Source organism: Methanothermococcus jasoni (genome assembly GCF_049075655.1).
Classification (GTDB): Archaea; AGJL01; Methanococci; order Methanococcales; family Methanococcaceae; genus Methanofervidicoccus.
In genome coordinates, this window is sequence record NZ_CP157522.1 from 446,224 (window position 1) to 465,247 (window position 19,024).

Below are 19,024 nucleotides of genomic sequence, written 5' to 3' on the forward strand. Positions count from 1 at the left end.
CAAGTATCTAAAATATCCATTCCATTTTTTTAATTGCATATTAATAATCGATTAACTATACGACCCAACACTTGGATAAACTCGCCCCCATATTAAAAAAGATTTATTATCCCCTTATTCACTATCATCTACTCCACAATTGGAGTTTATGTAGTATATTATTTTATTACCCTCTTCATAACTATCCACAATCCCCAATTCCACCATTTTTCTTAAATTATATCTCACAGTTTCAACAGGCATGTCTAAATCTTTGGATATTTTTCGTAAATAGGCAGGGTTTTTTAATAAATACTCAAAAATCTTTTTTGAAGTTTTATTATTTAAATATGAAAGTGGCAAATCTCTAATATCCATGTCTTTTGGATAATATATAACTTTATTTCCTACATTCTTATTTCGAATTAAGTCTGCTTTTTCAAGTATTCTTAAATGCCATGTAATCGTGCTCATACTTTTGTTTAAATTTTTTGCCATCTCCCTTAAATGTATTCCTGGATTATTTATTATGTGATTGTAAATCTCTTTTCTAGTGTCATTTGAAAGAACTTTTTCTTTATTATTGGTTGGTACTCTTCCAATAATGATTATCAAATGAGCTCCGAATTTTAATATAATTTCTTTGGCTCTTTGGGATGCAATGCTTAAATAAGATATTGTTCCAAGCAATAAAGTACCAAATATCAACCCATAAGGAATATTTTTAATCATAAAAATATATATTAAATTATATAAAACTTCCTTATTTGGTTTAAAACCACAATATATTTTATTATTTAATTTAACACATGCCGGAGAACCATCACTATATGTTGCAATAACTTCTCCTTTTTTTGGGAGTTTATACTTTGCCACCACAACTGATGATTTATAATTTAATGGATCGGTTTTCCAATTTATCAAGGTTATTGTTTCTTTATTTAGATTAGTCGAACCATTTATTGGAATAAAAAGTATAGCATTTTTATTTGTTTCAACTGTTTTATTTGATATTAAAACATCATAATCCTTTTTATCCAATATAAACCCCATATTATTTAATAAAGATTTATTTATTCCAATAACTTTGATTCTCACAGGGCTTATATAATAGTCTTTTGGAGTATTCACATAAAATGTTGGATTATGTTCCTTATCATATTCTAAAAAGAACGTAGTATTATAACTCATTTTTGTTATTTCATATATATTAGTGTGGGTCATATTACACTCTAACCTCTAATACCTTCATATAAGGATAACCTCTGGTAATGAGATTATATAGTGCTAAAACCTGTGCAGAAACTACTGCACAGAGACAGAATACTTTTTTACGAATATAACCTTTGATATTAATCCAAAACTTATTCATAAATCGGTTCTTTAATATTGAATTGGTGTGCTCTATTTTAACTCTTATCTTAGAAACTTCCGAAGGAAGTTTCTTTTTATTTTTCCTACCCAATCTCCGTGGATTATGTGCTGTTATTAGTTCATTTTTGTATAATTCTATCGCTTTTTTTTAAATCTTTTGAATCATAGCCTGCATCTGCACAGGACTTTTTGGTAGGTACTAATAATTTATCAGCTACTTTACAATCGTGAGTATTTGCTGTGGTAAATTCTGCTCTTAATGGTATTCCTAACTTATCTACTGCTAAATGTAATTTAAAGCCTTTAAACATTCCTACACTGTTATATCCTATCTTTCCCTCAATATCTGTTTCGTCTTTTATTGGAGTGCTATCGTATATTGACCATTCAGGATTATTTAGTTCAATATATTTATCACCTAATAAAGTAATTATTGCATGCAATTCTTCATCTAGGGATTTTTTCCATCTATCGATGGTTCTTCTACCAGGGCAGGATTTAAATCCTAATGCAGTTAAAATCTGTGGATTATTTTGTAAGTGTAATACTAACGCTCTATTTGAATGTATGCCTTTTAAAAAGGCATACACTAATAGTTTAAGCCTCAACTCTAAATTATATCCTTTTCTCCCTACCTTTCTTCGTTTAGGGATTCGGTCAATTAAATCTGATGTAATTATCTCATTTACCACTTCCTCAGCCTTCATATTATCGTCTTTTTTATAATATTATATTTAGTATAGGTTATATATTTTGACCCATACTAGTTATTTCATATATATTATAAAGATTATCGGCCCCATGGATGCTTACCATACTACTCAATGCTATTAAATATATAAATATAATAATTAATTTCATAATTAATCCTCCACATAAATTAATGGATGATACAACAGCAAATATAATCCATATGCCAAGAAAATCACGCCGATAAGTCCGATTGCTACTGCAAATATAGCATTTATGAAATTTATTATGGGGTTATTTATCATAAAAATCCATAATATCTCATATAATATAACAAAAATAGAAACACATATTATTGCTTTAATATTCCTTTTCTTTCTGATTTTATTAATCTCTTGAAGCTTTTTTATGGTGTTTAAGGTATATATTATGTCGTTTATTCGATTTACTACCTTTTTTCTCTGGGACTCATCAATTTTTTTGATATAATATACATTTAATAAATCATTGTTAATTTTTCTAATAGTTATATGTGGAACCAATTCGCCAAATTTCTTTTTTTTATTTGTCATGATTACTCACCTTCTTCTTTTAAGTATATAGCATTTAGTCCGATAATTTTTGCCAGTTCATAGGCCTTTTTATCATGAAGAATGATAATATTTCCTCCTCCGTATTGAAGTCCAATTGCAATAGCCTTCGCTGAATTAAGTGGAATGTCAAATACTTCATGAATTTCCTTAAAAAGTTCGTACTCTGGTTCCACATAAGTTATATTTTCGCCCCCAATTTTCCTCAAACCAATATTATATGGAATATATAATCCATTATTTAGCATTTTTAAATTTATATTTTGAATAATATCTTTGTCCATTATAATTCTTGAATTAAATTTCGAGATTAATATTATTGTAAATATCAAAATGCCTACAACAATATCTGGGAATGCCAATGTGGCATATTTTTTGGGTTTAATTAATTCTTCAACATCTGCCACAGTATCAACATTTTCTGGCAAGATTACCCTATATAATTTATTATTTGGCATTTTGACTTTTGCAATACCTATTACGTACCCTTGATTTTCATTAACACAAGGCTTTATTGAGATATTAGTAGTATCATTTGCCCAGGCTACGAATTTAGCATGAAAATTTCCTATTGTGATTACTTTTGAGGTATTCCTATTCAGTGCAGAACATAATTTGTAAAAATCAGGTTTTTCTTTAAAATGTATATTATATTCATCATGCCATTCTTCTTCCGGAAGCAAAATGATAGAAACATTTTTACGATAGGATGCGTTTTTAATATCACCAAGCCATACATTCCCATATATGTGTAGTGGAAATTTTTTATTATTTTTAATACTAAAATTCATATTATATGAAATACCATTTTGGTTTTTGTTATTCGAGACTCCACCCCTATATATCATCGATGCCCATATAGGAAGTGCATAGTAATACTTTATTTTTATTTTTTGAGGTATGGTAAATGAAATATAACTATCTCCAAAGTAAATATCACTTAAATTAGAATATTTAAATAATTCTATGGTTTTTTCTGAATTACCAGGGATTAATATTTTCGATTCATTTAAAGAATATCCTCCTGGGAATAACACGTGGAATACGATATCATAATTATAATTATTTTTAATTGTGTATTTTATTACCCATTTGCCTTCTTTTTCCCGTTCTTTTTCCACATATACTGAAATATTAAATTTATTTGGGTATAAATTTATGTCTATATTTTTAGAATGTATTGTATTCACAGTTCCATTTTTATCCCCATATTCAAAATATATTTGATCAATATCGGGTCCATCAATAATGATTTTTAATCTTGACAGTTCAACGGACTGAGAGCCATCTGGATAAAATACTGCATCCCTATATTCGTACATCTCAATTCCACATACCATATTCAAGATATACAGTATAATTAGTACTAAAATCAATAATATCTTAAATATTTCCATAATATCACAATTTAAAATAAATGTGTGCTTCTATGGACACATCAATACAATTGAAAGCCTCAAAAATAGCATTATATATTTCTATATATATTTATTATAGAACATTTTTCGGACATTTTTTTAGAAATGCCATATCCTAACATATAAATTTAAATTAATTCGAACTGGCATTTAAAAAAGAAAAAATATTAGTTAATTAGTAGTTATTTTTTATCTTTCCCTTTGGTTTTTCTTCTCAATACAAATCCAGTTCCTATTACACTACTTGCAAGTGCAAATAGCGGCTCAAAGTTGTTAGATACAGCCCCTCCTGCTAATACAGTTTTTGGAGAGGTTGATGGCACCAATGAATGCCGAGGGTCGATACCGACCAAGAATGCATCTGTTGTTCTGAATGTTCCAGTTCCGTTCAACTTGTAGTGAATTACTACAGTTTGGTTATTATCTATTTCAGCGGCGTCACTATAATTTCCATCCCCATCTGCTCCTGGATTCATGTAATTCAATGCCCACAAATAACTTAGTGAGTAATCTCCTGCTGATAATGATTTATTTCCTGTATAATTATTGTTGGAATCATTATCTGCATGCTGAGCAAGCATGTCTGACCTATTTACCCACATATTGCTAGCATTGAAGTTTCTAGGTATTAAATCGTAGGCGTATACATAAGGTGATTTCTCAGCACCTATGTTTTCTACTACAATATATACATCATAGGTTCCATCTGCATTTGGAATTACATGCTTGGTTGCTTTGATTAAATAGCTTCCTACGACGTAGATTTTCTCAATAACTATGTAATTGTCTTTACCATTATATCCATTAGATACAGTAGTGATATTCTGGTTTGCTACTGTGAAGGTGCAATTTGCCCATACAACAGGCACATCGTTAAATGTGAAGTTATATGTATTAGTGCTCCAATATTGCCCTGGATTAATAAGTGTAGATGGTGTGAATGAATAATTACTACCATTAATTAACAAAGCCATGTTAAATGGATCAACAAGTGTAGGATCACTTCCATTTATTGCCCATAGATTCATTTTTGTTAAATTAAATGCATAAGTTCTTGCAGTGTTATTAAATGAAGCCTCTTCATGCCATATATTGTATTCACCACTAGATTCATTTTTATAAGGTCCTTTTTTAGTTGCACTGATTTCCCCCATTCCTGCTGCATAGACTCCATTTATTTTAGTTCCACTCCTTGTGCCCTTAAAGTTATATTTCAAAGTTGCAAAACCATAATTAACTAATATCGCATTCCTATTTTTACCCGAAAAATTACCTTGAACTGTGAATCTTAAAAATCCATTATTTGTAGAATTTAATGATATTCCTGACCAATTCAAAGCATTATTGGAATCCCCACTGAAATATGGTCCATCCCATAACTCTACCAACCCCCGATTTTCGCTATAGGATGAGATATTTAAAAATGTCCAATTAACATTCCCATGATAATTTGGGTCATTACTTAAATATTTTGTTAAATCCAACGATATTGTAGAGGGCGTGTTATTATTTGTCAAAGTCATATTTACAGTCCAATTGGATAATCTGTTTGATGGAATCTTAGTTGCATCATATGTTTCATTTATTAAAATTGGACTACCTAATGACTTATCCAAACTAATTTCATATTTTACATAGGAATTATTGGGCAACATGGGGATGTGTATATATGTGTTTGCTGAGTTGTCTAATCCTGTGTATGCTGGCGCTGAACTCTCAATGAATATATCTTTTGGTGTTCCATCATGAATGAGTCTTAATTCTGAAATATTATTTGATATGTTTATTGCAATCCATACATCACTTAATGTATCTTCGGTGTAATTTGCAGAGTTATTTATTATTAAGTATCCTGTAATGTTGTGTATGGTGTAATAAGTATTGCCATCACCACTTACATTTGCTGAAACATTGTAATCCTCAAGGTAAAATACGTTGAGTATGCAATCATATTCAGTGTTAATTACAGTTGCCGTTGGTTCTGATGGAATATAAGGTCTAACCAATATCCAATCCATTTTATATATACCAGGGTTTAAAACGGAGATGTGTACCTCAGACCAATCACCTGAATAACCTGGATATGTATTTGACAAAATTGATATATCATTAAAATCCGTGGTTGGTCTATATATTCCAATATCACCAATTTTTTTATAACCTCCAATGAGATATTCTGAGCTCGTCGTTGGTGGATTGGATCTTCCTCCAGTCATATAGCCAGATTGAGAATATATGTTAATATTATTATAGCTGTAATACCAAGCTTCCTTTTTCCAAAATCTCCATTTATATGCATAATAACCTTTATGTAAGGATAGCTGAATTCCAGTATCGCTGACATCTACTGGAATTACTGCACTTTCTATTCTAACTTCCTTTGGAAGGTTATTACCTTTTGAAACTAATGAAATTTCATATCCAGTACTGTTTATTTCAAGATATCCATTATTTTCAGATATTGTCCCGCTACCTGTTTTATTCCATTTATCCTGCCAATTCCCATCATTAAAATCATCAAAGAATAGGAACATACCATTAGGGTTGCTTAGTGAATGCGCAGAAGGATTTCCACTATATATGTATATAGTTTTATTTGAATTAGCTGAAAGATGAGGTATTTTAACCCAGATGTTGGCTTTTTTGGAAGATTTATTCCAATACCCAATCCAATACTGTAACTGAGTACTGCCATCTGAATCTATAACCCGTATGTCACTCCCATCATTATTGGCATGACTGAAATCAAAGGAGTTATTATCTAACCTTATCAATACAGAATAATTGTTCAAATCCTGTACTGACGTTATATTTACAGTAGCCCTATATGGAAATTCAGTATTCCACCAGCTATCTCCCATATCTCCCGCATAATTGGTATTTAGTACAATAACAACCATAAGCGACAGTATTACCAATATAAATTTCATATTCATATATATCACCAATATTTAACAAAAAATAAAAATAGATCATGTCTAAAATGTAGGTAATTATGTAGGTAGCTATAAATAAATTGCGATCATATATAAATTTTATAGAACATTTTTTAGATATTAAAAATAGGTAAAATAAAAAGAAAAATTAATCAATATTACTAAAAAAATAAATGGAAAATTTAAATATTTAAAAAACTCCAATTATGACAATATTTAAATAATATATTTTTACATCTTCTTATTATCTTTCTCATCTACTTCCTTATTTTCTTCCTTATCTTTATTATCTTTCTCATCTTTTTTGTCGCCCATTCCTTTTATTTCGTAGTATATAAATATTAAAACCAATATCGTTAAGATTGTTAGCCAGAATAATACATACCCGTACGTTGGGAGCTCAGGGAACGGCAATATTGAAAATTCTGCATTTACAGTACATAATGTATTTTTTGGAACATATATATTTTTAGTATGGGCCGGTTCCTGATAAGTCTCATATTCACTCGATTTAAAATTAATATTGAAATTATCGATATCCATATCACAGCCTATAGGGATGGACACTGTTTTAAATAACAACCCTTTATCAACAATATCCTCTGCATCATATTCAATGATTATTGTTATATTGCTCTTTGGGTCGATTGGTTCCCAGATTTCATAATAAATTACACTATAATTATCAAAATACTTTACACTAGTATTAATATTAGTCTTATTTCCATTATAATAATAATATCCTTTCAAATTTTTAACTTTGATTGGTTCGTTTGATTCTGTAAATGGAATTGGGATTATCCACAATTTCTTTGAAGCTTGCTTTTGAAGTCTAAGTTCTCCAATCCCTAAAACTAATGGGTATTTAACAAGATTTTGAATTGTTATTTTATTAACTACATGCGATGGATTTGAATCTACACTAACAGTCATGTTGTAATCTGAAATTTTTGTTACGTCCGCATACACCGATTGTGAAATGCCCATTAACAATAACAAGACAAGTAGATATTTTATTTTTATCATGGTATCACATATATATGAGTTTGTAATAAAACCTGCAAGCTTATAATTCCTTTATTAATCGAGATATATTACCAGATATGCTTAAATCATAATACAAAAATTAGCAATACTCCTCTGTTAAAATTCAATTTAAAAAAGAAGAAAAATATTATTAGTTAATTAGTAGTTATTTTTTATCTTTCCCTTTGGTTTTTCTTCTCAATACAAATCCAGTTCCTATTACACTACTTGCAAGTGCAAATAGCGGCTCAAAGTTGTTAGATACAGCCCCTCCTGCTAATACAGTTTTTGGAGAGGTTGATGGCACCAATGAATGCCGAGGGTCGATACCGACCAAGAATGCATCTGTTGTTCTGAATGTTCCAGTTCCGTTCAACTTGTAGTGAATTACTACAGTTTGGTTATTATCTATTTCAGCGGCGTCACTATAATTTCCATCCCCATCTGCTCCTGGATTCATGTAATTCAATGCCCACCAATAACTTAGTGAGTAATCTCCTGATAATGATTTATTTCCTGTATAATTATTGTTGGAATCATTATCTGCATGCTGAGCAAGCATGTCTGACCTATTTACCCACATATTGCTAGCATTGAAGTTTCTAGGTATTAAATCGTAGGCGTATACATAAGGTGATTTCTCAGCACCTATGTTTTCTACTACAATATATACATCATAGGTTCCATCTGCATTTGGAATTACATGCTTGGTTGCTTTGATTAAATAGCTTCCTACGACGTAGATTTCTTCTACAACGATGTAGGAACTTCCATATTTTGTATCGTAGGTATGAACGGTTCTATTTAATAATGTCATATTTTGGCCTGCAACTGTAAAGGTGCAGTTTGCCCATACAACAGGCACATCGTTAAATGTGAAGTTATATGTATTAGTGCTCCAATATTGCCCTGGATTAATAATAGGAAGTGTAGGTGGTGTGAATGAATGATTACTTCCAGCAATTAATAGAGAGCTGTTGAATGGATCAACAAGTGTAGGGTCACTTCCATTTATTGCCCATAAATTCATTCTTGTTACATTGAATGCATATTCACTTGCAGTGTTTTTTATTGTTGCATTTTCATACCATAATGTGTATGTCCCGTCTGTGTTTTTATGAGGACCGTTTTTGACTGCGTTGATTCTTCCCATACCTGTTGCATATATCCCAGATACTTCAGTTCCACTTACAGTTCCACTGTAGCTAAATGTAATCACTGCGAAACCATATTTGAATTTTGTTGGGGTCCTATTTTGGAAAGAGTTGTTTCCCATTACTTTGAATTCAATTGTTCCAATTTGTGAGCTGTTTAATACCACTCCTGTCCAATTCAATGAATCATTTGCAACCCCTGTGAAGTATGGTCCATCCCAGAGTGCTGTAGTACCTTGATTTTTACTGATAACTTCGGATATATTCAATTTATTCCAATATTCACTTCCATAGTTGTTAGAATCATTGCTTAAATATTTGGTCATATTTACATGAACCACAGTATTTGGATTTGGTAAAGCTGATGTATTCCTACTTATGTTCATGTATATAGTCCAATTAGATTCCTTTCCTGCTGGAATCTTATCTGCACTATATGCTTCATCCACAAGTATTGGCACTCCAATACCCGGTGCGGATGTATTAATACTAAATGAATACTGTACATATGAATTGTTTGGTAGGATTGGTATATGAATATACAAATCTGCACTACTTAACCCGGTGTATGCTGGCGCTGAGCTCTCAATGAATACACCCTTTGGTGTTCCATCATGAACCAATCTTAATTCAGATATATTGTTAGATACATTTACTGCTACCCATACATCACTCAGAGTATCGGTAATATTCGCTGCTGTGTTGTTAATAGTTATATACCCTGTTACATTGTTGATGGAGTAGCTCGTTGAGCCGTCTCCACTAACATTTGCAGATACATTGTATTTTTCTGTGTAATCTACATATAAAGGGTTTGCAGAAACAGCAGCTATCATCCCGAACACAATCAATAGTCCGAGAACTGTTAGCATTTTTCTCATAATTATCCCTCATATGTTTATTAGTATGTATTGTTATGTGTATATGTTTATGTAGGTATTGTAGTTAATATTATATTGTAATAATCCACACGTCTGTGGAATTTGGACACTCTATAAAACTAATTAATACTTATTCGCAATATATAATATATTTTACCTTGCATGGATCTTATGGTGGTATTATGGATACTGCATTATATGGGGAATATTGTCGATTTACCGCCTGCTATATTGGTTAATACCTCACCATCAGTTATGTCAGAGATACACTAGTACTATCCAAGAGACCCCCTGCCTTGCAATACGAGCTCATCATCTTAGTGTGCAGATACTTCTAAGTGCGAGCTCACCTCACATAGTATGAAACATTGGCTTGATAACATTTAATTTACTGGCAGGCACAATGGGCTCCCCCGCCCGGTAAGAATACCTCACTGCATTTTTAGCTCAGTATCCCAGGTTTAATTATGTATTTTTTAATATTATACGTACAATTCTCTATTTTAATTATATATATAATTTTCTCGGACAAAAACCCATTATCAAGTAAAATAAAGCTATAATCGAGATATATACCATTGATTGTAACTACATAACTATCAAAAGCCAAACCGGGTGGCTACCTTAGCAATTTCATGGATTTTGGGAGTCAATATCATAATCATACCTAAATGTCCCCCTAACCTTTACAACATTTTCCTTTATCAATCCACAAAAGATTAATTTTTGGAGCTCCGATAAAAATTCCGATTCTGATATACCCATCTCCTTTGCAATTGCAAGAAGTTTTCCCCTACCTTTTATAACTCCTTCTTTTTGTATAATATCCAATATGATGCTCTTTTTATATTTTTTATTTATATATTCAAAAATCATTTCTTTTTTATTCTCTTTAAATTTAGAATTTCCACTTTTAAACTCTTTTAATTTGTTGTATTGTTCTGGTGGAACATATATTCTAACATCCCATGATTTCATATATGCCCATTTTAAATTTTTTGCAAGTGGTGAAATTTCATCCAACCTGTATTTTTTATCATCAATTAAAACTGTAATATTATGCTCATTTATTTTTGGATAGCCAGGAATGTCTAAAAACACAGTAGTTCCCAATTTCTCAGAGAGTTCATACTCTAAGTTTTTAATATCTTCTTCATCTAAATTTATCAACAACCACTTTTCTTCAGGGGTTAAATCATCATATCTAAATGTTAAAATATTTTTAAATAAATGCCTCCTATCAAGCATATTAATTAGTTTATTCCCCTCTCCCTCGGAATTTCTTAATGTGCCAACTAAATCTATATCATCCATCACCGAAAGGTCATTTAAATTAAACAATTTTTCATTTAATCCATAAATTGTAGCATTTTTTAACATTATTTCAGCTATTCTTGAAGTTGGATGCATATATACCGTAGGATACATCTGATACCTTGCAATTAATAATGATTCAACAGCAATTATTCCTTTCTCCAAAACTCCCAATTTTGGTCGTATATCTTCAAATAACACCATACATCGCATTAACCTTGCATAATCGATTGAGCCATAAGCCACGCCAGTGTGATAACTATCCCTTAGCAGATAATCCATTCTATCTGCATCCACATCCCCACTAAGTAGAGCTCCCTCAAATCCCTTAGATTGTAGAACATCCAATATTTCATTTGAAGTATAATTTTCAAAATTCATTTTTTTAATCTTTTTTCTTGTAAAATATTCATGGTTATAACCGCATATTTCAAGAGTGTGTGAAAATGGAGGGTGTCCTATATCGTGAAGCAACGCCGCAATCCTTATTAATCCTGCCTCCACATCTTCTAAATTCTTAGAAATTTCTCCCGCAACATGCATTGTTCCTATGGAATGTTCAAATCTCGTATGATTTGCACTTGGATAGACCATGCATGTTAATCCAGTTTGTTTTATATTCCTCAGCCTTTGAAACTCTGGTGTGTCCATTGTGGCTATTTCATCACTACTGAGAGATATATCTGCATATATCGGATCCCTTATAATTTTTGTTTCGCTCATAAAAAATAGTTTGATATACTAATATATAAATTTTTATACTATTTATTCATCTAATTAAACATATAAATTAATTGTAAAACTATAAATGAATGGTCTAAGAAAATAATAAAAAATAAAAATTAAAAAAAGAATAAATAATTATTAATTAATTTATGTTGATGTTATTTATCGATGGTATTCTGAATAATCCTCTTTTTTCGAGGGAGTTTCAGCTGCTGAGGTTCTTCCATATTCTTCTGCCAATCTATTGTATATTTCCATCTCATTCTTTTTAACTGACGGCCTTATTTTCTTCATGGCTTCTTCAAAGTGTCTTGACTCAACTTTTTCAGCATTTAAATTTTCTCTAAGTGCTATCATTGCAGCTTCTCTACATATTGCCTCTATATCTGCTCCAGTGTAGCCTTCTGTTTTTTCTGCAAGTTTCTTCAAATCAACATCCTCTGCAAGTGGCATATTTTTAGTATGAACTTTGAATATATCATATCTTGCCTCCTTACTTGGAACTGGAACTAAAACTATTCTATCAAGTCTTCCAGGTCTTAACAATGCAGGGTCAAGTATATCCGGCCTGTTTGTTGCGGCAATTATCACAACATCCTTAGGTTCTTCAAGACCGTCGAGCTCCGTCAATAACTGATTAACTACTTTCTCAGCTACACCACTTCCACCAATATCTGAGCCCCTTCTTGGAGCAATGCTATCTATTTCGTCAAAGAATACAACAGTTGGTGCGGCTTGTCTTGCTTTTCTAAATATTTCTCTTATTGCTTTTTCACTTTCTCCAACCCATTTGGAGAATATTTCAGGTCCTTTTACACTTATAAAGTTTGCCTGTGATTCATTTGCTACTGCCTTAGCAAGTAAGGTTTTACCAGTTCCAGGAGGTCCGAATAACAACACTCCCTTAGGAGGTCTAATTCCCATTTTTTCAAATATATCTTTATGCTTCAATGGCCATTCGACAGCTTCTTTTAAGTCCTGCTTTACCTCTTCCAATCCTCCAATATCATCCCACTTGACATTTGGAACTTCAACGAGAACTTCCCTCAATGCAGATGGCTCAACTTCTTTCAGTGCCTCTTTAAAGTCTTGCATTGTTACTTCAATTTTATCTAAGACTTCCTTAGGTATTTCTTCCTTCTCTAAGTCAATATCTGGAAGCAATCTTCGAAGTGTCTTCATTGCAGCTTCCTTACATAGTGCCGCCAAATCTGCACCAACAAACCCATGTGTAACATCTGCCAAGTATTCTAAATCAACATCCTCTGCAAGCGGCATATTTCTTGTGTGTATTTGAAGAATTTCTTTTCTTCCTTTTCTGTCTGGAACTCCGATGGTAATTTCCCTATCGAATCTTCCAGGCCTTCTCAATGCAGGGTCTAATGCGTCTGGTCTGTTTGTTGCGGCAATTACCACAACTTGTCCTCTGCTTTCAAGACCATCCATAAGTGTTAGAAGCTGAGCAACCATTCTTCTTTCAACTTCTCCTGATGCCTCATCTCTTTTTGGAGCGATTGCATCAATTTCATCAATGAATATTATTGATGGAGATTCTTCCTCTGCCTCTTCAAATATTTTTCTTAAATTCTCTTCGGTTTCCCCAACATACTTACTCATTATTTCTGGACCGTTAATAGTGTAGAAGTTTGCTCCAGCTTCATTTGCAACAGCTTTTGCCAGTAAGGTTTTACCAGTTCCAGGAGGTCCAGCAAGCAAAACTCCTTTTGGTGGTTCGATACCTAGTTTATCAAATAATTCAGGATACCTCATTGGGAGCTCTACCATTTCCCTAATTTTCTTAACTTCTTCTCTCAAACCACCAATATCTTCGTATGTAATATCTGGTATTTTAGTTTCTTTTAGTTCAGATACTGGCTCTGTTTTTAATTCGACAGTTGTAAATTCGTTTATTCTAACGGCACCTTTTGGTGTTGTTCCAACTACAATAAATGGAAATGCGGTTCCTAAAACTCCGATTACAACCCTTGAACCTTTGCTCACGACCTGTCCAGATAACCTACTTTTTACATAGTCTTCGAATCCTCCACTAAACCTTACTGCCTGCATTGGTGCAAGCACGATTTTAGAGGCATCTTTAACTTCTGCCTTTTTTATTTTAACCTTATCTCCAATTCCTGCCTTTGCATTCTGCCTTATTATACCATCCATTCTTATAATGCTTTTTCCTTGGTCTTCCAAGTATCCCCTCCATACGGTTGCATAGGTCTTTGATTTACCTTCAATTTCTACTACATCCCCTGATTTTAAATCTAATTTTTCCATGGTGATAGGATCTATTCGGACAATACCCTTGCCCACATCCCCTTGGTATGCTTCTGCTACTATCAATTCAACCATAATATCACCCCGATATAACAATAAGTTATTAAGTTAATAATTAATCAATATTTAGATAATATTTCTTTATTTGATATAATATATTAATAAATATTATTTTTTTAGATTTATTAATTAATAGTAATATGCCTTTGAACTTCTATATAAAGTTTTCGGTTTTGTGCAACTAAATACACAACCATATAAAATATTAATCCCCTTGAACATCCATCATATGGAACCTATAATATCTTGTGAATCCACAATTTCTACATCTTACATACATGCCAGAATCCGTAATTAATATATCCTGAGGAGCATATTTTTCACAATTATAACATTTTGCATTTTTCTCTAAAACCCAATTATCGTATTTTCCTTTTTTATTTTTTTCAAGTTCTACAATATTATCCTCTTCCACTCCCACTTTTTTTAAAATATAATATCTCGTAGCTCCACAGTTGGAACACTTCACAAATGCCTGATTGGGGTATATTTCAATTATCTGGTCAACGACCTCCCCACAATTATAACATTTTGTGCTATACTTTAAACACCATTTATCCATATTTCCCCTCCTAACATATCATTGTTCATCTCATTACCTTACTACTATATTTTATTACCATAATATATTTGTCTTGTTTAAATATAATAGTTAGTATTGAAACTAAATTTTACAGGTTTTTCTCACGATTATTATTTTATGACTTAATTTTTGATTTTAGGACGTTTAAATTTTCCAGAACTATCTTATTGACTTCTTCATATATGCTCTTTCCATTTGCATCCATTGCAACCATCAATGGTCCAAAATCCTTAACTTCGAGCTCCCATATTGCCTCGGGCATTCCGAGCTCAGGGTGATGAACATTTTTTACTTCAACTATGGAATTTGCAAGTAATGCCGCACACCCGCCAGGTGCTGCAAGATAAACTACGCCATGTTCTTTAAAAATATCTAACAACTCTGTTTTCATCCCTCCCTTCCCTACTATTGCTGATATTCCGGTTATTTTAATGAATTCTGCTTCTACCTCGTTCATCCTTGCCGATGTTGTCGGACCTATTGCCACGCATTTCCATTTATTATTTTCTTTTTTCATAATAGGTCCTGCATGATATATTACCCCATTTTTCAATTTTTTTACGATATTATCGTCATCATTATTCTCCTCAGCATTCTGCATGTTTTCCTCTATGATGGTTATATGTGCTTCATCCCTGCCAGTATATACCGTCCCATTTAAATAAACTATATCTCCGACCTTTAATTTCTTTATAGTATTCTTTGAAATAGGGGTTTCCAATCTCAAAATATCACCATGCTGTTCTATATATTAATATTATATTCCAATAGTATAAATATTTCTTTTTAAGTTATATAAATTTGAGTATAATCAAATTTATTAGGAAACCAAAAAATGTCCCAAGAGCTACTTGCAAAACTGTATGTTTTTTTAGATATAAACGGGACCATATTGTCAATATCAAAAATACTGTATAGCATGTTATTAAGAATAACAATAAGTAAAAATTAGCATCAGTATATTTTAATAAATATACCAATAGCATTATTAATGTGGATAATCCATAACAATGCATACTAATTTTCCAAAATGAAGTGATTACTAAAATAAAAACAACATTTATCAAAAATACCTTGGAGTAGAAATCATTGATAATATAACCTATAATAACTCCATAAATTGCCAATAGGACTAATGGAATTATCCGATGATTCCTATCTTCAATATCCCACTTTTGACCACTTAATTTTGCAGATGATAACCATATTACACAGGGAATAACTGCCAACATTATTAATTCAAATACATTGTTTATAGTGGCTACCAATGTAATTACCAACAAAAATGGAAACATATAAGATATGAATTCTGCAAATTTCGATTTCATAATATCCCATTGATAAAATTAACATAACTCATAAATGATAATATTAATGATAATTAATGAAATCGCTTACAGTGTAAGCGAGCATTGAAATTGCGAAGCATTTGTCTAATAATATAGTATATTTGAACTATTGTATATATAAATTATAATATGGAGATATCATGATAACGCGACCAAGAAGATTAAGGGCAAATCAGAAAATAAGGGACCTAGTTAGAGAAACCACCTTAACGAAAAATGATTTAATAATGCCACTATTTATTGATGAAAACCTAAATGCAGGAGATAAAAAAGAAATTCCTTCAATGCCAAATCAATATAGATTTAGTATAGATGGAGTTGTTGAAGAGTGTAAGGAGATGGCAGATTTAGGCATTCCTGCGGTAATACTTTTTGGAATTCCAAAATATAAAGATGAAGTTGCCTCTTCCGCATACGATAAAAATGGAGTAATTCAAACATCCATAAGAAAGATAAAGGATGAGCTCGGAGATGAGCTCCTTGTTATAGCGGATACCTGTTTGTGTGAATACACATCCCATGGACATTGTGGGATAATTGAAAATAATAAGGTTTTGAATGACGAAACCCTTGAAATACTTTCAAAAATAGCTCTATCCTATGCTGAAAGCGGAGTTGATATTGTTGCCCCCTCAGATATGATGGATGGAAGAGTTGGAAAAATAAGGGAAATCCTGGAAGAAAATAATTATAAGGATGTAGCAATTATGAGCTACGCCGCAAAATATGCATCCTCATTTTACGGACCATTTAGGGATGCTGCAGAGAGCTCTCCAAAATCATCCATAAAAGATAGAAAAACATATCAGATGGATTATGGAAATTCAAGGGAAGCCCTGAGAGAAATTGAATTAGACATAAAAGAAGGGGCAGATATGATACTCGTTAAACCTGCACTTCCATATTTGGATATTTTAAAAATGGCTAAGGAGAACTTCAACATACCAATTGGTGGATACTGCGTAAGTGGGGAATATTCTATGATTGAAGCTGCTGCTCAAAAGGGATGGTTAAATAGAAAGGAAGCAATTATGGAAACTCTATTGAGTATAAAAAGGGCAGGAGCAGATTTTATAATTACATATTGGGCAAAAGAAGTTGCGGAATATCTTTAATATATCTTAAATACATTAAGCAATCATCTAAAAATTTATATACTATGTATTATAATTAATTATAGAACTTCATTGAGCGAAAACTTTTTTCGTTGAAAAATTACAACAAAGAAAAGTGTAAAAAAACATTTAAATAGGTGATATGATGCCAGGAACAAAACCAGTAGAATTAGGTTCATTAAAAGAAGGACAGTACATTATGATAGATGATGTGCCATGTAAAATCGTAAATATTACAAAATCAAAACCTGGAAAACACGGTGGAGCTAAGGCAAGAATTACTGCAATAGGTATTTTCGAACCAGTTAAAAAAGAAATCGTAGGACCTACCTCTTCAAGAGCTGATGTTCCAATCATTGACAAGAGAAAAGGACAGGTTTTAGCAATTATGGGAGACCAAGTTCAAATTATGGATATGGAAACCTATGAAACCTTAGAAATCCCAATGCCTGATGATGTAGAAGGATTAGACAGCGGTGTTGAAGTAGAATACTTCGAAGCTGTTGGAAGATACAAAATTACAAGAGTTATAAGCAAATAATTTAATTTTAATTTATATTACTTTTTTTATTAATGATATTCACTCTTGGAGCATGTCATCAGAACATTAAATAATAAACTACCAAATAAATAACTAAAAACACAAATACGACTATATCAATAGCTTTTAAAGAATTATATGCTTTATCAATATCTATTTTACCGCAACCAAGTTTGTAGCATCCTATTTTTTCAAGAGTCATATTTAATCCATTGGAAAGGGTAGCCATGGTGTATCCAGAGTTTGGAGATGGTGTTTTATACCCTTCCTTTAAAAATCCATATAGTGCTTTTTTTGCACTTCCTCCATAAAGTGGTGCAGAAATAATTAATAAAATTCCAGCAATACGGGATGGAATAAAATTAAGCAAATCATCCAAACGAGCCGCAAACTTTCCATAATATTCGTATTTTTCATTCCTATATCCAAGCATGGCATCCATCGTATTTACAGCTCGGTATATAAATGCACCGGGAAGACCAAATAAAGCTGCATAAAATAGTGGAGCTATAATGCTATCGGTAATATTTTCTGATGCACTTTCAATTGACGCCGATAAAATGTGCTCTTCATCCAATTTTGACGCGTCCCTACTTACAATACATTGAACAGATTTTCTCGCATTCTCCAAATCATTATTTTTTAAATAGTCTATTGGTTTTTTTGAAAAACTTAAAAGAGATTTATAGCCAATTGCCGTTGAAAGAATAAATGAATATGCAATATATTTTACAATAGCATAATTATTGGGTATTTTATTGATAGCAGTTTCAATGGAGTAAGATGCTATAAAAACAACAATTACAACAGATAATACAGTTAAAACTCCAAAAACAAAATCTCTAATCTTATTTTTTGAATATGTTGATTTAAATAATTTTTCAAAAAAATAAATGAGATTTCCAATCCACACAACAGGATGAATTTTTTCCGGGAGCTCCCCCAATATCCTGTCAAATAAAATAGATATAATTAATATAATTGGATTAATCATAATCTCACAAA

16 protein-coding genes are annotated in these 19,024 nt (G+C 31.7%); 2 read left to right on the plus strand and 14 right to left on the minus strand.

Features of this window, described 5'->3' with window-relative positions; translation table 11 throughout:
- Nucleotides 1–114 precede the first annotated feature (114 nt).
- From Mjas_RS02280 to Mjas_RS02340, 13 genes are all read right to left on the minus strand, one after another.
- The gene (locus Mjas_RS02280) at nucleotides 115–1,203 is read right to left on the minus strand and encodes a winged helix-turn-helix transcriptional regulator (RefSeq protein WP_421078178.1); all 1,089 of its coding nucleotides are present in this window, start codon (nucleotides 1,201–1,203) and stop codon (nucleotides 115–117) included.
- 1 nt (nucleotide 1,204) lies between these two features.
- A complete protein-coding gene (locus Mjas_RS02285; protein WP_421077171.1) occupies nucleotides 1,205–1,444 on the minus strand; it encodes a hypothetical protein in 240 nt (79 codons plus the stop codon).
- Between the two features lie 28 nt (nucleotides 1,445–1,472).
- A complete protein-coding gene (locus tag Mjas_RS02290) occupies nucleotides 1,473–2,060 on the minus strand; it encodes a transposase (RefSeq protein ID WP_421077172.1) in 588 nt (195 codons plus the stop codon).
- Between the two features lie 156 nt (nucleotides 2,061–2,216).
- Nucleotides 2,217–2,615, minus strand: a complete 399-nt coding sequence (locus Mjas_RS02295; protein ID WP_421078179.1) for a hypothetical protein — start codon at nucleotides 2,613–2,615, stop codon at nucleotides 2,217–2,219.
- Nucleotides 2,616–2,617: 2 nt separating this feature from the next.
- Nucleotides 2,618–4,030, minus strand: a complete 1,413-nt coding sequence (locus Mjas_RS02300) for a hypothetical protein (RefSeq protein WP_421078180.1) — start codon at nucleotides 4,028–4,030, stop codon at nucleotides 2,618–2,620.
- Nucleotides 4,031–4,233: 203 nt separating this feature from the next.
- Nucleotides 4,234–6,987, minus strand: a complete 2,754-nt coding sequence (locus tag Mjas_RS02305) for a DUF2341 domain-containing protein (protein ID WP_421078181.1) — start codon at nucleotides 6,985–6,987, stop codon at nucleotides 4,234–4,236.
- Nucleotides 6,988–7,218: 231 nt separating this feature from the next.
- Nucleotides 7,219–8,013, minus strand: a complete 795-nt coding sequence (locus Mjas_RS02310; RefSeq protein WP_421078182.1) for a hypothetical protein — start codon at nucleotides 8,011–8,013, stop codon at nucleotides 7,219–7,221.
- A gap of 166 nt (nucleotides 8,014–8,179) precedes the next feature.
- Nucleotides 8,180–10,048, minus strand: coding sequence for a hypothetical protein (locus tag Mjas_RS02315; protein WP_421078183.1), 1,869 nt, complete (start codon nucleotides 10,046–10,048; stop codon nucleotides 8,180–8,182).
- A gap of 633 nt (nucleotides 10,049–10,681) precedes the next feature.
- Nucleotides 10,682–12,085 carry an HD domain-containing protein gene (locus Mjas_RS02320; protein WP_421078184.1) on the minus strand — a complete coding sequence of 468 codons (1,404 nt, stop codon included), beginning with the start codon at nucleotides 12,083–12,085 and terminating at the stop codon, nucleotides 10,682–10,684.
- Between the two features lie 165 nt (nucleotides 12,086–12,250).
- Nucleotides 12,251–14,446 carry a CDC48 family AAA ATPase gene (locus Mjas_RS02325; RefSeq protein ID WP_421078185.1) on the minus strand — a complete coding sequence of 732 codons (2,196 nt, stop codon included), beginning with the start codon at nucleotides 14,444–14,446 and terminating at the stop codon, nucleotides 12,251–12,253.
- Nucleotides 14,447–14,636: 190 nt separating this feature from the next.
- Nucleotides 14,637–14,993 carry a hypothetical protein gene (locus tag Mjas_RS02330; RefSeq protein ID WP_421078186.1) on the minus strand — a complete coding sequence of 119 codons (357 nt, stop codon included), beginning with the start codon at nucleotides 14,991–14,993 and terminating at the stop codon, nucleotides 14,637–14,639.
- 136 nt (nucleotides 14,994–15,129) lie between these two features.
- The gene (locus Mjas_RS02335; RefSeq protein ID WP_421078187.1) at nucleotides 15,130–15,741 is read right to left on the minus strand and encodes a FumA C-terminus/TtdB family hydratase beta subunit; all 612 of its coding nucleotides are present in this window, start codon (nucleotides 15,739–15,741) and stop codon (nucleotides 15,130–15,132) included.
- Between the two features lie 64 nt (nucleotides 15,742–15,805).
- Nucleotides 15,806–16,342, minus strand: coding sequence for a phosphoesterase PA-phosphatase (locus Mjas_RS02340; RefSeq protein WP_421078188.1), 537 nt, complete (start codon nucleotides 16,340–16,342; stop codon nucleotides 15,806–15,808).
- A gap of 161 nt (nucleotides 16,343–16,503) precedes the next feature.
- On the opposite strand from Mjas_RS02340, the gene hemB reads away from it, so the two are divergent.
- Both hemB and Mjas_RS02350 read left to right on the plus strand, forming a co-directional pair.
- The gene (hemB, locus tag Mjas_RS02345) at nucleotides 16,504–17,478 is read left to right on the plus strand and encodes a porphobilinogen synthase (protein ID WP_421078189.1); all 975 of its coding nucleotides are present in this window, start codon (nucleotides 16,504–16,506) and stop codon (nucleotides 17,476–17,478) included.
- Between the two features lie 145 nt (nucleotides 17,479–17,623).
- Entirely contained in the window at nucleotides 17,624–18,019 is a 396-nt protein-coding gene (locus Mjas_RS02350) for a translation initiation factor IF-5A (protein WP_421078190.1), read from the plus strand.
- Nucleotides 18,020–18,077: 58 nt separating this feature from the next.
- Here Mjas_RS02350 and cbiB read toward each other — a convergent pair whose 3' ends face one another.
- Nucleotides 18,078–19,013 carry an adenosylcobinamide-phosphate synthase CbiB gene (gene cbiB / locus Mjas_RS02355; protein ID WP_421078191.1) on the minus strand — a complete coding sequence of 312 codons (936 nt, stop codon included), beginning with the start codon at nucleotides 19,011–19,013 and terminating at the stop codon, nucleotides 18,078–18,080.
- Nucleotides 19,014–19,024 lie beyond the last annotated feature (11 nt).

Bases quoted from the DNA above. Each gene is read 5' to 3' on its own strand.
- Mjas_RS02340 (WP_421078188.1), bottom strand. From the start codon at position 16,342: ATGAAATCGAAATTTGCAGAATTCATATCTTATATGTTTCCATTTTTG.
- Mjas_RS02350 (WP_421078190.1), top strand. From the start codon at position 17,624: ATGCCAGGAACAAAACCAGTAGAATTAGGTTCATTAAAAGAAGGACAG.
- Mjas_RS02320 (WP_421078184.1), bottom strand. From the start codon at position 12,085: ATGAGCGAAACAAAAATTATAAGGGATCCGATATATGCAGATATATCT.
- Mjas_RS02330 (WP_421078186.1), bottom strand. From the start codon at position 14,993: ATGGATAAATGGTGTTTAAAGTATAGCACAAAATGTTATAATTGTGGG.
- Mjas_RS02305 (WP_421078181.1), bottom strand. From the start codon at position 6,987: ATGAATATGAAATTTATATTGGTAATACTGTCGCTTATGGTTGTTATT.
- cbiB (WP_421078191.1), bottom strand. From the start codon at position 19,013: ATGATTAATCCAATTATATTAATTATATCTATTTTATTTGACAGGATA.
- Mjas_RS02300 (WP_421078180.1), bottom strand. From the start codon at position 4,030: ATGGAAATATTTAAGATATTATTGATTTTAGTACTAATTATACTGTAT.
- hemB (WP_421078189.1), top strand. From the start codon at position 16,504: ATGATAACGCGACCAAGAAGATTAAGGGCAAATCAGAAAATAAGGGAC.
- Mjas_RS02290 (WP_421077172.1), bottom strand. From the start codon at position 2,060: ATGAAGGCTGAGGAAGTGGTAAATGAGATAATTACATCAGATTTAATT.
- Mjas_RS02310 (WP_421078182.1), bottom strand. From the start codon at position 8,013: ATGATAAAAATAAAATATCTACTTGTCTTGTTATTGTTAATGGGCATT.
- Mjas_RS02315 (WP_421078183.1), bottom strand. From the start codon at position 10,048: ATGAGAAAAATGCTAACAGTTCTCGGACTATTGATTGTGTTCGGGATG.
- Mjas_RS02325 (WP_421078185.1), bottom strand. From the start codon at position 14,446: ATGGTTGAATTGATAGTAGCAGAAGCATACCAAGGGGATGTGGGCAAG.
- Mjas_RS02295 (WP_421078179.1), bottom strand. From the start codon at position 2,615: ATGACAAATAAAAAAAAGAAATTTGGCGAATTGGTTCCACATATAACT.
- Mjas_RS02280 (WP_421078178.1), bottom strand. From the start codon at position 1,203: ATGACCCACACTAATATATATGAAATAACAAAAATGAGTTATAATACT.